This window comes from Constrictibacter sp. MBR-5, assembly GCF_040549485.1.
Taxonomy (GTDB): Bacteria; Pseudomonadota; Alphaproteobacteria; order JAJUGE01; family JAJUGE01; genus Constrictibacter.
On the sequence record NZ_JBEPTK010000008.1, the window covers coordinates 15,858 to 29,639 of the forward strand.

Consider the following 13,782-nt stretch of genomic DNA (forward strand, 5'->3'; position numbering starts at 1 on the left):
AGAGCGACCCACACGTTTTGCGATCGCGAGGAAACCGGATGGGTTTCCCGCGTTTACATCCACGCGGGTAGCCTCAGCGGGAGAAGCGAAGTGCCAGATGGTAAAAGGTCGTGGCTACTCTTCACGATCGGCGGCCTGCTGATTGCCGCAGCGGTGGCGCTGGTCGGCGGTGGCGCGTGGCTGATCGCGCTCGGCGGGTCATGGTACTATGCGGCGGCCGGTGCGGGCCTTCTCCTGACGGGCATCCTGCTGCTGGCACGGCGCCCTTCGGCCCTCGGCGTCTACGCCCTGGTCGTCTTCGGGACGCTCGCCTGGGCGCTATGGGAAGCGGGCCTCGACTGGTGGCCTCTGGCGGCGCGGGGCGGCATCGTCTTCGTCATCGGTATCCTCCTCCTCTTGCCATGGGTTACGCGCGGCCTGACCGCCGGCGGCAATGTGCCGGCACGTCACCCGGCCTCGGCGTTGCGCGGAGGCGGGCTGCCGCTCGCAGCGGTATTGGCGCTCGCACTCGTGGTCGCCGTCTCCTCCTGGTTCACCGATCGGCATCGTGTCGCGGGTATGGTCGCCGCGCTCGGTCCCGATGCGCCACAGCCGGTGCTCGGGGCTCGCCCCGTCCCCGACGGCGAGTGGCACGCCTACGGTCGCACCGGATACGGTCAGCGCTATTCGCCCCTCGACCAGATCACGCCCCGCAACGTGGGGGACCTCGAGGTCGCCTGGACCTATCGGACGGGCGATATGCGCGGCCAGCCGGGCGACCCGGTGGAGACCACGTTCCAGGTCACGCCGCTGAAGATCGGCGACCGGTTGTTCCTGTGCACGCCGCACCAGTTCGTGATCGCGCTCGACGCAACAAACGGCGAGGAGATCTGGCGCTACAACCCCGAAATCCGCGGCGAACTGGCGCTCCAGCACCTCACCTGCCGCGGCCTGTCCTATCACGCGCCGGCCACCGCCGCGGCGACCGCTGCACCCACTGTCGCCGCGCCGGCTTCCCCCGGAGCATCGCCGGATGATGAGATTCGCACTTCCTCGATCACCCTGCCCGTCGCCGCGGACGGCCCGTCCGTGGTCGAAGACTGTCCGGCGAAGCTGTTCATGCCCACTGCCGACGGCCGCCTTATCGCCCTGGATCCGGAGAGCGGCGCTGTCTGCCGCAGTTTCGGCGGCGGGCGCGGCCAGATCGACCTCTGGGCGAACATGCCCCACGCCGACCCGGGCGGCTACTACTCCACCTCCCCGGTGGTCGTCACCGACCGGCTGATCATCGTCGGCGGCACCGTGCTGGACAATGTCTCCACGACCGAGCCGTCGGGGGTGATCCGGGCATTCGACGTCGACACAGGCGCGCTGGTCTGGAACTGGGATCCTGCCAAGCCGGAGGAAACGGCGCCCATCGATCCCGGCGAAACCTATACGGCCAATTCGCCGAACAGCTGGTCGATATCGAGCGTCGACGAAGATCTCGGACTGGTCTATGTGCCGCTCGGCAACCAGCCGCCGGATCAGTGGGGCGGCAATCGCGGCGAGGCGGTGGAGCGCTTCTCCTCGTCCGTGGTGGCCCTGGATCTCGAGACAGGGGCGGTGCGGTGGGTGTTCCAGACGGTGCACCACGACCTCTGGGACTATGACGTACCGTCGCAGCCGAGTCTTGTCGACCTGACGATGAACGGCGAGACGGTGCCGGCACTGGTCCAGCCGACCAAGCAGGGCGAGATCTACGTGCTCGACCGGCGTACCGGCGAGCCGATCCTGCCGGTAACGGAGGTGCCAGCGCCGCAGGGGGCGGCTGCGGGCGATTGGACGGCCGCCACGCAGCCCGTGTCCGAGCTGTCCTACAATCCGCCGCCGCTGCAGGGCAGCGACATGTGGGGCGCGACGCTGTTCGACCAACTCGCCTGCCGGATCGCCTTCCATCGCCTGCGGTATGATGGGCGGTACACGCCGCCCTCAACACAAGGGAGCTTGATCCACCCCGGAAATTTCGGCGTCTTCAACTGGGGTAGCGTCGCCGTCGATCCCGTCCGCCAGATCGCCTTCACGACGCCCGCCTATCTCGCCTTCGTCTCGCGTCTGGTGCCCCGCCAGGACGACACCACCCTCTATGTGCAGGGCGACGACCGTCCGGAGAACAGCCTTCCGGCACTGAACGAGAATTTTGGCGCGCCCTTCGCCGTTCAACTCAGCGCGTTCACCTCCGTCCTCGGACTTCCCTGCACGGCACCCCCTTGGGGCTACGTTTCGGCAGCGGACCTGACCACCGGCGAGATCGTCTGGCAGCACAAGAACGGCACGGTGCGCGACGCCGCGCCCATCCCGCTGCCCCTCCGCATGGGCGTGCCCAGCCTCGGCGGCCCCATCATGACCGCAGGCGGTGTCGCCTTCCTCTCCGGGACGATCGACTATTATGTCAGGGCGTACGACGTGACCGACGGCGAGCAGCTGTGGGAGGCACGGCTTCCGGCCGGCGGACAAGCCACGCCGATGACCTATCTCGGCGCCGACGGCCGCCAATACGTTCTGGTCGTCGCGGGTGGGCACGGGTCGCTCGGCACGAAGGCCGGGGACTATGTGATCGCCTACGCCCTGCCAGCCTCGTAGCGGCAGCGGAGCGCGAGGCTCGGCGGGTTGGGCAACCACCGGGGAGCCCGCTGGAGCCACGCTCCCTCCTTCATCAAAAGCCGCTAGCCCCGGAAACGCTCTCCTCCGGCGGCGCGCCGGTACGCCGCCCCTGCCGGCGCCGGTAGCCGTCCTGGACCGATCGAACGTAGCGGATCGTCTCCGCGTAAGGGGGGATTCCACCGTATTTCTTCACGGCGCCCTCGCCCGCGTTGTATCCGGCGAGCGCCAGTGACAGGTCGCCGCCGAAGTGATCGAGCAGCCATGCGAGATAGCGGGTACCGCCGGCCACGTTCTCTGCTGCGTCGAACACGTCGCGTACGCCGAACCGCCGCGCCGTGTCGGGCATGAGTTGCATCAGTCCGGCGGCCATTCGTGGCGAAACGGCTCTGGGACGAAAGCCGCTCTCCGCCGAAATGACCGCAAGGATCAGCTCCGGGTCGAGCCCATGACGGTCCGCTTGGTCGACGACGAGCCCGCGAATGGCCGCCGGCGCCGCACGAGTCTCAGCGTCCGGCTGGTCCTCGTCTTCCTCATGGCACAGCGGCGCGGCGCTCGGCTGCGGCAGTCGCCGGAGAATCGCAGCGGCCCCCATGTGGCCCAGGTCCGCCGCCGCCTGCATGATCGAAGCGGCTGCCGCGATCTGCCCGCCGTTGAGGAGCGTCCATCCGAGTTCGTAGGCGGCGTCGGCGTCTCGTCGGGCGCTGGTGCAGTATGTCTCCACGACGGCGCCGACCTCGGCAGAAGCGCCCAATGTCCCTTGGACCGGCGTCTCGGCGGCAACGGACGCAGCGGATGGCGTCGGAGACGCCGCTAAGAACGCAGCGAGAAGGGCTGCCGTCGGCTCGCGCGAAATCCGTCCCAAGGACATCAGCAGTCTGGCCTCGACATCGCCCGCCCGTTTGACGAGGTGCCACAGAATCAGCGGCGCCAGGAGAGCCGACTAGCCGACGGAAAGACTGAGTGAGAGCCGATCATCATGCGCCCGACATAGCGCGCATAAGCCATTTGTTGGTCCAACGTCGGAATGCGCAGAACATTACCAACAAAGGCCGAATGTCTCCGAGCTGCAATGGATGAGAGCGTATCGCCTCTATTTCGTTCGGGAGGACACGATGCGAAAGCTCGCCACCATGTTCGCCGTCGCGATGTTGGGCGCCGCCGCAGCGCCACCAGTGCTCGCCCAGTCGGTCTCGCTTCCGTCCGTGGCGAACGCGAATGCTCTCAGCGCAGTCTCGAGGCCGCGTCCGGAGAGGCCGAGGCCGAAGCCGAAGCCCATGCCGGGGCCGATAGCCGGGGCCGGACTCCCGCTCCTGCTGATCGGCGGGGCATACCTCCTGCTGCGCCGCCGGCGCCGCAATGCCACCGAGAGCCATGCCGAGGCTTCAGCGGAGTAGCGCGCCCGGAGCCCCGGGCACCGGGGCAACTGCCTATCACCACGAGGTTGTGGGAACCGGCGCAAATGGCCATTGGTCACTTGCGCCGGTTCCCGTTGCCAGGCAAGGGACGATGCATGCCACGACGCTTCCGCCGCGGGGCAAGCTGCTCGGCGGCCTCGCCGCCGCCGGTATCACGAACGGGCTACTGAACCGGGTGGTAGACACGGTGGCAACCGACGGCCTCGCCGGCGGGATAGCCGGAACCTTCGGAATCAGTGCACTCGTCTGGATCGCAGCCTGCATGTGCGTCACGCAGGCATGGACGGCGCAGCGGGAGCCCGCAGGGGCGTGGGACATCGCTTGCGGTTGGATCGCGGCCGCGATGCTGTGCATTCCTTCGGACGTCGTGAGCTGGGTGACGGTCAGCGGCGTCGCACTCTACTTCATCAAGCGGACAGCACCCTCGTCAGCACTACGGCGTGCCGCGGTCATTCTCTTCGCGATTACGATCCCATGCTTCTGGAGCAGGATCCTCTTCGCCCTGTTGAGCGATTCCATCCTCTCGGCGGACGCGTTTCTCGTCAGCGCCGTGATAGGGACAGAGCGAAACGGGAACGTCTTCGAGACCGCCGACGGGACCGGTGCGATCTGGATCGCGCCCGGCTGTTCCTCCCTCGCCAACGTATCCCTGGCCATCCTGTGCTGGACGCTCTTCGTGAACGTGGGGGCTGGCAACCAAGCCAACGCGACCAAAGCGCTGTTCTGGTGCAGCCTCTCCGCCGCCGCCGTCATAGCCATAAACGTCGGGCGCATGGCGCTCGTCGGGCTCGAACCGCAATTCTACGACGCGGTCCACGGTCGGGTCGGCAGCGCGATCGCGGGCTGGCTCACGCTCGGTGCAATGGTCGCGATCTCTTTCCAGGGTATTCGCCATGACCGCCGCGCGCATTCATGAAGCCGCGTTGCTGCTGCTTCTCTGCATCGGCTTGTCGTTGAAAATCCTGTTGCCGAGCAAGCCGCCCCCCTATCCCGTGCCGATCGTCTCGGAGACCTTCGCGGCATTCCTACAGTCCAGGGGCTTCACGGTCATTCCGTCGGCCTCACTGGCCGACCTCGGTGCCGTTCGTGCCATTTCCGGGCCGTGCGAACTACTGGCCCTGAACGTGGTGCCGCAAGGCTGGCAGCGGGACGTCGTTCGCAGCCAAGCGGAGCCGGAGGACACGATCCTCTTCATCTTCGACGGCACCGCCTATGCGGAACAGCCGGTCCTTCTGACATGGGTCGCCCATTATCATGCGCGGTTGACCCACTCGCTGCACATGAACGGCGTCCTGCGCCCCGTGATTGCGATCGTCGCATCGCCCGGTTGCGACCTTACCGGAATGAATTGGCCGAAGATGACGATCGCCAATTAACAGCACATCCGATCCGCCGAAAGACTGTATCCAATAGGCCGAAACGACGAAATCCCGCGCGCGTGTTAGCCAATTCCGACTGAATAGACAGTTGGTGGGGTCATATGCGAAGCGGATCGGTTTTGATCGTCGGCGGCGCTGGATATATCGGATCGCATGTTGCGAAAGCTGCGGCGATGTCCGGGTACGAGCCGGTGGTCCTGGACAATCTTTCCGCGGGGCATCGCTGGGCCGTCCGGTGGGGGCCCCTCGTTCAGGCGGACTGCCGCGACGAGGACGCGCTGGCCCGCACGATCCGCGTCCACCGACCGCACACCGTGGTCCACTTGGCCGGCCGCACGTCCGTTGCGGAATCGATGCAATCCCCTGATCGCTACTATGAAGAAAACCTCTGCGGGTCGCTCGCACTGCTGCGGGCCATGATCGAGAGCGACTGCCGCAACATCGTCTTCTCCTCGACGGCAGCGGTCTATGGCGAGCCTCTTGAACTGCCGGTCGCCGAAAGCCATCCGCTGCAGCCCTGCAACCCCTACGGCGAGACCAAACTGGCGGTCGAGCGCGCCATCGCCTGGCATGCACGGGCATACGGTATCCGCTATGCCATCCTGCGCTATTTCAATGCGGCTGGAGCGGATCCAGACGGCGAGATCGGCGAGGAGCATATGCCGGAAACACATCTGGTGCCGCTGGCTATCCTGGCGGCACTAGGCCGGGGCGACCGGCTGCGCATCTTCGGCCGCCACTATCCGACCGCCGACGGCACCGCAATCAGGGATTTCGTCCACGTCACCGACCTTGCCGCGGCGCATGTCGCCGGCATCCGCCACCTGCTCGCGGGCGGTTCCGACGTCTCCCTCAATGTCGGAACCGGCAGGGGAGCGTCGATCATGGATGTCCTCGGGGCCGTGCGTGATGTCGTGGGCAAGCCTGTGCCGTACGAGACTGCCGAGCCGCGCCGCGGCGACCCGGCCATCCTGATCGCGGGCGGCGACCTCATCAGGTCGCGCTTCGCATGGGTACCGCAGTTCTCCGGACTCTCGGAGATCGTCCAATCCGCCGCGGCGTGGCATAGTAGTCGCCTAGCGCAAGTCTTCACGCCATTGTGAAGCAGAATGGCGTGAAGCGTCGCACGCGGTAACGCGTGATAATCGGAAGCTGACGCATGACGAGGAGGCTATCTAGGGCGAAGATTCTCTTGGCTAAAGAGCTTTTTCGGCCTCTGCATGTGGCACCGCCGGGGAGCTATTTGCACCGTACGATGTTACGTCCGACCTGTGATCTCTATCACGATGGCTATTGCGTACGCCTATAAGATAATAGCGTTTAAATTCGCTCTAGTATTAATCTGTTATTAACAAATAGGCGTTTGAGGGAGTGAGGATCGCCTGGGGAAGCAAGGCAAGGTCGTCGGTACGGGAGTAAACGGAGGGGCGGCTAACATGTTGGATTCTCACAACACCAAGGGTGCATCGCCCGGGCCGGCCGCAGTGGTCGGGCTCGGTACACCGAACATGAACGGTACGGGCATGGGGGGCGAAGACGCGGCGCGAGCCACCTTCTCGGTGGTTCTGATCGACAACAACGCATTCAGCCGCGAATGCACTATCGGCGCACTGGGAACCGTCTACGGTGGGGCTTCCATCATCGGATGCGCCAGCGTCGCCGACCTACCGCGGCACGACTTGCGAAACGGAACCGTTCATATCGCGTTGCTCAACGCCCACGGAAAGCGGGCGAGCGATCCCGCCATCGAGGGCGCCCTGACCGAGTTGCGCGAGCGGCTCGGTTCCGTCGCCGTCGTGCTGATCGCGGACCAAGACAGCGGAGACCGGGTGATCGAGGCGCTGGGTCACGGCATCCGGGGCTACATCCCCGCCACGGCCAGCCTGAAGGTGGCAGTCGAGGCGATGCGGCTCGTGGAGGCCGGCGGAACCTACATCCCTGCTGACAGCCTGCTGAACTATTCGCTCACGCGGTCCAGCAATGGCACGGCGCTGAACGGCCACCAGTTTACCCCGCGACAGATGGCCGTGCTCCAGCGGATCCAGCAGGGCAAGGCGAACAAGATCATCGCGCACGAACTGTCGATGAGCGAAAGCACCGTCAAAGTTCATATCCGCAACATCATGCAGAAGCTGAAGGCGACCAATCGGACCGAGGTCGCCTTCAGGACACGCAATCTGTTCCGGCCGGAAGAATAGACCCACCCGCTGGAGTCCAGATCCATGATTTCGAGCGATGTCGGGGATGGCAACCCGCATGGGGGCACCGTCGGGGCATGGCTGAGGGTGGCCGCAAGACGCAAGCTTTCTCTTTTCCTGCCACTGGTGGTGGGGGCGGGGATCGCGGGCATCGTCGCGACCACCTCCCCGCCCGTCTTTCACGCGGAAGCCGTCGTCGCGCTGGATGCGCGAAAGATCCAGTTCGTCGACATCGGATCGGTAGTCTCACGCCTTCCGGACGAGAGTTCGGCGCTTAGGACCGAGTTGGATGCGATCGCGTCGCGATCGATGGCGGCGCTGGTCGCACGCCGGCTCGACTTCGGAAATCGGCCCGATCTTCTGGCCGCGATGCGCGAGCCTCGTCCGAAGGGATTGACGGACTGGTTCGACCTGCTTCAGAGCAGCGTCCGTCAACTCGCCGAATGGACCCGGGAAAGCGGAAACCCTCAAGTGGAAGTGGTCATGGATGCGGTCCGGCCTTCCTGGGTGGCTGGCCGTGACGCGATCACCCGGGCGCTCGTCTCGACCGCAGCCGGGGAACAGGACGGTGACAGCGGCGCCAGCGTGCGGCCGCCCCCCGAGGGGGATATTGTCGACTGGCTGCTCGGCGGGCTCCGCGTCAGCAACGACGGGCGATCCTTCACGATCTACGTGGCGTTCGCCGACCACGATCCGTTGATTGCAGCTGAGATCGCGAACGCCTACGCCACCACCTACCTCGACGATATGGTGGGCATGAAGGTCCGCGCCGCTCGCGACGCGAGTACATGGCTCAAGGGCCGCCTCGACGAGTTGCGGGCGGAACTCGAGGCGGCGGAGACGGCGGTGCTGCGCTTCCGGCGCGAAGCCGGCCTAACCGAATTTCGCGGCGACACCATCGGTGGGCAGCAGATCACCGAGCTCAATTCCCAGTTAGGTCTGGTCCGGGCGGAGCGCGCGCGGACCGATGCCAGAATCCAGGCTGCACGCGCTTCGAGCAGGCAGGACGCCGCAGCCAGCGGCCTCGGCGACATCGCTTCGTCGCCGCTCATCGACACCCTCCGCCGGGAGATTGCGGACATCGATGCGCGCCTCGCGGATCTGCGCGATCAGGGCGCGTTCCGGCACCCGGACACCCTGGCGCTGGACGCGCGGCGCGGCGCTCTCGCAAGGCGGCTGGACGCCGAGATCAAGCGAGCGATCGGCGTTCTCGAAACCGAGGGGGCAGCGCTGCACCGGCACGAGACCGAGATCGTGAACACGCTGCAGTCGATGACTTCCCGCTACGGCGAGGCAGGTGAAGCTTCCATTCGGCTGAACCAGCTCAAGCGCGAGGCAGACGCGAACCGCGCGATCTATGAGAGCTTTCTCACGCGCTACAAGGAGACGATCGAACAGGCTGGGCTGGCGACTCCGGAAGCACGGATTCTTTCTGCGGCGGAACCGCCGAGCCGGCCCTCCGGCTCTGGGCCGCTGCCGATGGTCGCACTCGGCGCCTTCGGCGGGTTGATGGCGGGCGCGGCGTTCGCTGGTCTGCGCGAGCGCTTCGATCAGAGGCTTCATGATGTTGCCGACGTGGAAGAACTCGTTGCCGCGCCGGTCGTCGGGCTCTTGCCGGCAGTCTCGCGCCTGCGCCTGGCGCCTCCGCTGCTCGTCGCGCGACGGCCGCATGCTCCCTACAGCCGGGCATTGAAGCGGACGCATGCGGCGCTCCGGCTGCGCCAGAAGGCGGCGCGCGCGAAAGTGGTGATGGTCACCTCGGCCACGGCCGGTGAGGGGAAGACGTCCTTCTGCGCCGCCCTGGCCCGCACCCTGGCGCTCTCGGACCTGAGGGTTCTGCTCGTCGATGCGGATATCCACCGGCCGTGCATCGCCCGTGCACTCGGCGTGGAGGGCAGGCCGGACATGCAGCAGGTCGTCCGGGGGGAGGCGACGCTGGAGCGGCGGCTTCAGGTCGATCCCGAGTCCGGTGCGCACGTGCTGACGGCAACCGTCGAGGACGGCTCGAATCTGATCGTCTCCAGTGCGGGCTGGGGAGTTCTGATGGACGCCGCGCGTGAGCAGTATGATGTCGTGATCGTCGACACGCCGCCGGTCACCGCGGTCCCGGATTCGGCGGCCGTCGGATCGCACGCCGACCTGAACCTCTTCCTCGTTCAGTGGGACGGTCCGTCCCGCCGGACGATAGCTGGCGCGGTTCGATTCCTGCGCCTGTGTGCCGTGCGTCTCGACGGTGTCGTGATCACCGGGGTCCGCTCCGGCTTCGCGCCCCGCTACAGCGACCCGTACGAACTCGCCATTCGGACCAATGCGCGCCTTCTCGAACAGTTGCGCGCTCTTCCCCCCTATCCGCGTCCCGGCCCGACAGGGCCGGTCGACGGCACCGTCTAGGGATGAGTCAGAGTTTGAAGCGCAACGCCACGGAGGTCGTGAAGCGATCATACTCGTCCGCTGCAATGTCGGCGGTGCGCTCGGTATAGCCGGCACTAAAGACGGCCGAGACATTGCGGTTGATGAGGTACTCCGCCGTTACCTGCCCGGAAACGGCGGAGAGCTGCCGGTCCCGCTCTTGGTAATCGTCCCGCAGGTAACCGACCTCCGCCGACGCGATCAGATTGTGGCGAATCTCCTGCTCCAGCCGAAGCGTCACGCGGCTCTCGATCAGGCCGGACGCGCCGGGAGTGACGGTGGGCATGTCCTCTCGCGCGAAGCCTGCGGTCACCGCGGTACGCGGCGTAATGCTCCAGGTGAGAGAGCCTCGCGTGCCGATGCCGGTGAAGTCCGGCAGCGCATCATCGTCGTTGTACGTCCTGAAGAGGCCGACCCCGACCTCGCCCGACCATTTGGACGCAATTGCAATCACGGTACCCAGGTAAAAGCCGGCCAGCACGGCATCCCGATCCAGCCCGCTCCTGTCGACGGCGTCGACGAAATCCCGTCGCTCGGCATACGCCTCGACGTAAGCATCGAACCGGGGCGTGATCGTGAGGGTCCCCCTCACGCTGCCGCTATAGTCGTAACGGTCCCGGTCGCTCTCGTCGTCGGACGCATAGTCGACCTGGCCCGCAGCGGCGCCGATGGAAACGCCGAGCCGGTTGCGCCTGTACGCGTAGGAGACCGAACTGCTCATGGTCTCGTACGTCGCCGGGCTTTCGTCCTGGCTGCGGGTCGATTCCGGATCGGCCCGGCTCTCGGTCAGGCGGGCATAGCTGATCGAGGCGCCGACCTGGCTGGCACGGTCGAGGGCGTAACGTGCATCCGCGTTCCCGGCGAACGTCGTACTTCCTTCTTGCTCATGGTCGGCAAACTCGGTGACCGTCGCCGACAGCCTGCCGCTCAGATCCAGCTTCCCGCGCCCGGCGCTCAAGTTCACCGTCGGCGACACGCTCGTGACGAAGTCGTCCTCCTTGCTCCGGGCCGTGGCGAAGACATTGTCGTCGTAAGACTCCGTCACGACCAGTTCGGGCTGAATGCTCACGGGCCCCAGCTGAAGGGGATGGGACTCGTAGCCCGGCCGCGGCAGCTGCAACGGAGAGAGCGATCGGATCTCCTGGGCCGACGCATGGTGCGTGACGCCGATGATGGCGCTCCCGACCGCGGCCGACTGGAGCGCGGTGCGGAATGCCAAGCGAGCCATCATTGGCGACGACACCTGCTGTACCTATGGAGTGGCTCGGGTCATCAGAACCAGCTCTCGTAGATATAGATGGTGTCGCCGGGAAGAATCGCCGTGGTGGGAAGGGCCCGTCCCTCGATCACACGGTCATCGACGCTTCGGGTTACGGCCGCATAATTTTCCTCGGCGCGGAAGGTATAGCCGCCGGCTATAGCGACAGCAGTCTTCAGGCTCATTCCCGGAACGTAGGGATACTGCCCGGGCCTCTGCACCTCGCCCAGCACGAAGAAAGGCCGATACTGCTCGATCTGCACGTTCGTGCTGGGATCGCGGCGCAGCTGTTCCCGGACGATCTGCGCGGAGATCCGTTCCTCGAGTTCCGACGCCGTCAGGCCACCCGCCTGAATTGCACCCAGTAGGGGCATCGATATGGCACCGGTGTCGCCGACGGAATAGACGTTCGAGATCGCGTCCATCCCGAAGACGATGACGCGGACCCGATCCCCCGGGCCGAGGTGGTACGACGGTGTCGTGGATATGTCGTCGATCGGTCGAAGGCCAGCCCCTGGAGACCCGCAGGCGGCCAGGGCAAGCGATAAGAAAAGAATCGATGCACGCCACCGCGACATACGCCACTCCCCCCGATCAGCGTGTGAATCATTGGCACCAATTCGGGAACGGCGCAAGGTAGAGAAGATGGGCCTGCAGGTTGCCTTTGGACCGCGGTGCCCTTGGTCAACAATCCATTTTGAAGTTCAGGGAACCTGTCCACTGTAAACTGACGTGAACCGTTCGCAGCAAGAATCAACGAACCTAGAGAGCTTTTGGCGGCATGGCGGACCGGCGGCCCTTTTCTCGGTGCCCCGGCGTAGCCGGTAGGCTCTGGGGGCCGCTGTGAGGGCGATGACGGATCGGTGTCGGAGAACAGACGGCGGGGAAGCTCGATCTCCAGGAACTCCGGTTCGATGCGGTACTTTGTTCGGGTGGGCGGCAGGCCTGAGGGGACGTCGAGCCCGAGCAGGGAGGCGTCGAGCACGATCTGCCCACTCGGATTCTTCCTCGCTTGCTGGCCGGCAATGCGGAAGCCTTCGCGGTCGCCGGCACTGCAGAGCCGGATCTTCCCGCTGTCTTCCGCCTCGCCCCTCAGCAGTTCGACTGAGATCCCCGGGCGAAGGCCGGCCTCGCGCATGACCACGGGATCGAGCTTGATCCGAAGCACGCTGAGCATTCGACCGTTGCGGAGCTTCTGCGTCGTAATGGACAAGAGGATGCCGTTGACGATCGCGCTCGGCTTATTTCTCCTGACGGCTACCCATGACATTCGCTTCTCCCACTACACCTTCCGAAGGCTGCGATGCTTGATCGGGGCACCGGCATGCGCCTCGTCAGCGCGAACGATCAGATCCCAGAACACGTAGGGGATAGTGAAAGCGGCCGCCGGTGTGGCGAGGTGCGAACCGAACCCACGACAAGCTCGTCAAGCCGGGCGGCGGGAGGCCGCCGCTTCGTCGAACCCCGGCGCCGGTAGGCGATGGGCTCGATCCTGCCCACCAAGCGCCTCGGCGTGCAGTGACGACGCTGTGCCGTCGGCCCCTTCCGACCGGTCTCGGAACCAGCGATATACAGTCCTGATCCCGTCTTGCAGCGACGTTCTGGGCGACCAGCCGAGACGTCTCATCCGGGAGCAATCGAGCAACTTGCGCGGCGCTCCGTCACCTCTGCTGATATCGAAGATCAGGTCGCCGCGATACTCGACGGCATTGGCGATCATTCGCGCCAGCGCAGCGATACTGATCTCCTGGCCGGAGCCGATGTTGATGGTGTCCTCTTCCGAATAATGCTTCAGGAGGAAGACGCAGGCATCCGCCAGGTCGTCCGCATGCAGGAACTCCCGCAGCGCCCGTCCGGTGCCGAGGACGACCAGCGCCGGCGCCCCGGCGATCTTCGCCGCATGCGCCTTCGCCATCAGGGCGGGCAGGACGTGCGCCTGCGCCGGATCGAAGCAATCGTCAGGCCCGTAGAGATTTGTCGGCTGTGCCGAGATGAAGTCGTCGCCCCACTGCCGCCGATAGGCAGCACATAGCTTGATCCCGGCGATCTTCGCCACTGCGTACCATTGATTGGACGGCTCGAGCGGGCCGTCCAACAGCGACGATTCCCGAATGGGCTGCGGCGCGTCGCGCGGGTAGATGCAGGAGGAGCCGAGATAGAGAAGCTTGCCGACCCGCGCGACATGCGCCGCTTCTATGACGTTGGCGGCGATCATCAGGTTGTCGTACAGGAAGTCCGCGGGCCGCTCGCTGTTCGCGAACATGCCGCCGACCGTGCCGGCGGCAACGATGACGACATCCGGTCGGTTCGAAGCGAACCAGCGCTCGGTGTCGTCCTGGCGCCGAAGGTCCACCTCCTGGCGCGGCGCGGTCAGGATGGTGCAGTCCTCCTGTTGCAGCCGCCGCAGCAGCGCCGAGCCGACCAGGCCGCGGTGACCCGCGATGAAGACGCGCTTTCCGTCCAGGGAGAAGTGCGCGGATCGATTGGACATTTGGGAAGCC

11 protein-coding genes are annotated in these 13,782 nt (G+C 65.8%); 7 read left to right on the top strand and 4 right to left on the bottom strand.

What is annotated here, in order from left to right:
• Positions 1–90: 90 nt before the first annotated feature.
• Complete coding sequence (locus tag ABIE65_RS16690; protein ID WP_354079191.1) at positions 91–2,601, top strand: membrane-bound PQQ-dependent dehydrogenase, glucose/quinate/shikimate family; 2,511 nt, start codon at positions 91–93, stop codon at positions 2,599–2,601.
• Between the two features lie 73 nt (positions 2,602–2,674).
• Here ABIE65_RS16690 and ABIE65_RS16695 read toward each other — a convergent pair whose 3' ends face one another.
• On the bottom strand, positions 2,675–3,373 hold the full coding sequence (locus tag ABIE65_RS16695; protein ID WP_354079193.1) for a lytic transglycosylase domain-containing protein: 699 nt from the start codon (positions 3,371–3,373) through the stop codon (positions 2,675–2,677).
• A 361-nt stretch (positions 3,374–3,734) separates the two neighbouring features.
• Here ABIE65_RS16695 and ABIE65_RS16700 point away from each other — a divergent pair, with 361 nt between their 5' ends.
• The 6 genes from ABIE65_RS16700 to ABIE65_RS16725 all read left to right on the top strand — a co-directional run bounded on the left by ABIE65_RS16700 (position 3,735) and on the right by ABIE65_RS16725 (position 10,005).
• Positions 3,735–4,016 (top strand): LPXTG cell wall anchor domain-containing protein, encoded by a 282-nt coding sequence (locus ABIE65_RS16700; protein ID WP_354079195.1) that lies wholly within the window; start codon positions 3,735–3,737, stop codon positions 4,014–4,016.
• Between the two features lie 112 nt (positions 4,017–4,128).
• A complete protein-coding gene (locus tag ABIE65_RS16705) occupies positions 4,129–4,953 on the top strand; it encodes a hypothetical protein (RefSeq protein WP_354079196.1) in 825 nt (274 codons plus the stop codon).
• Positions 4,931–5,413: a hypothetical protein gene (locus ABIE65_RS16710; RefSeq protein WP_354079198.1), complete on the top strand. Its 483-nt coding sequence runs from the start codon at positions 4,931–4,933 to the stop codon at positions 5,411–5,413. Before ABIE65_RS16705 ends, ABIE65_RS16710 begins: the two co-directional genes overlap by 23 nt.
• A 104-nt stretch (positions 5,414–5,517) precedes the next feature.
• Positions 5,518–6,519 (top strand): UDP-glucose 4-epimerase GalE, encoded by a 1,002-nt coding sequence (gene galE, locus ABIE65_RS16715; protein WP_354079200.1) that lies wholly within the window; start codon positions 5,518–5,520, stop codon positions 6,517–6,519.
• 333 nt (positions 6,520–6,852) lie between these two features.
• Entirely contained in the window at positions 6,853–7,614 is a 762-nt protein-coding gene (locus ABIE65_RS16720) for a LuxR C-terminal-related transcriptional regulator (RefSeq protein WP_354079201.1), read from the top strand.
• Between the two features lie 24 nt (positions 7,615–7,638).
• Positions 7,639–10,005 carry a GumC family protein gene (locus ABIE65_RS16725; protein WP_354079202.1) on the top strand — a complete coding sequence of 789 codons (2,367 nt, stop codon included), beginning with the start codon at positions 7,639–7,641 and terminating at the stop codon, positions 10,003–10,005.
• 7 nt (positions 10,006–10,012) lie between these two features.
• On the opposite strand, the gene ABIE65_RS16730 is transcribed toward ABIE65_RS16725, so the two are convergent.
• The 3 genes from ABIE65_RS16730 to ABIE65_RS16740 form a co-directional block, all read right to left on the bottom strand.
• The gene (locus ABIE65_RS16730) at positions 10,013–11,242 is read right to left on the bottom strand and encodes an outer membrane beta-barrel protein (protein ID WP_354079204.1); all 1,230 of its coding nucleotides are present in this window, start codon (positions 11,240–11,242) and stop codon (positions 10,013–10,015) included.
• Between the two features lie 53 nt (positions 11,243–11,295).
• Complete coding sequence (locus ABIE65_RS16735) at positions 11,296–11,859, bottom strand: polysaccharide biosynthesis/export family protein (RefSeq protein WP_354079206.1); 564 nt, start codon at positions 11,857–11,859, stop codon at positions 11,296–11,298.
• A gap of 848 nt (positions 11,860–12,707) precedes the next feature.
• Positions 12,708–13,772, bottom strand: a complete 1,065-nt coding sequence (locus tag ABIE65_RS16740; RefSeq protein ID WP_354079208.1) for a GDP-L-fucose synthase family protein — start codon at positions 13,770–13,772, stop codon at positions 12,708–12,710.
• Positions 13,773–13,782: the final 10 nt, after the last annotated feature.

Coding starts and splice junctions, on each gene's coding strand:
- ABIE65_RS16710 (WP_354079198.1), top strand. CDS start 4,931: ATGACCGCCGCGCGCATTCATGAAGCCGCGTTGCTGCTGCTTCTCTGC.
- ABIE65_RS16700 (WP_354079195.1), top strand. CDS start 3,735: ATGCGAAAGCTCGCCACCATGTTCGCCGTCGCGATGTTGGGCGCCGCC.
- ABIE65_RS16735 (WP_354079206.1), bottom strand. CDS start 11,859: ATGTCGCGGTGGCGTGCATCGATTCTTTTCTTATCGCTTGCCCTGGCC.
- ABIE65_RS16705 (WP_354079196.1), top strand. CDS start 4,129: ATGCATGCCACGACGCTTCCGCCGCGGGGCAAGCTGCTCGGCGGCCTC.
- ABIE65_RS16740 (WP_354079208.1), bottom strand. CDS start 13,772: ATGTCCAATCGATCCGCGCACTTCTCCCTGGACGGAAAGCGCGTCTTC.
- ABIE65_RS16725 (WP_354079202.1), top strand. CDS start 7,639: ATGATTTCGAGCGATGTCGGGGATGGCAACCCGCATGGGGGCACCGTC.
- galE (WP_354079200.1), top strand. CDS start 5,518: ATGCGAAGCGGATCGGTTTTGATCGTCGGCGGCGCTGGATATATCGGA.
- ABIE65_RS16720 (WP_354079201.1), top strand. CDS start 6,853: ATGTTGGATTCTCACAACACCAAGGGTGCATCGCCCGGGCCGGCCGCA.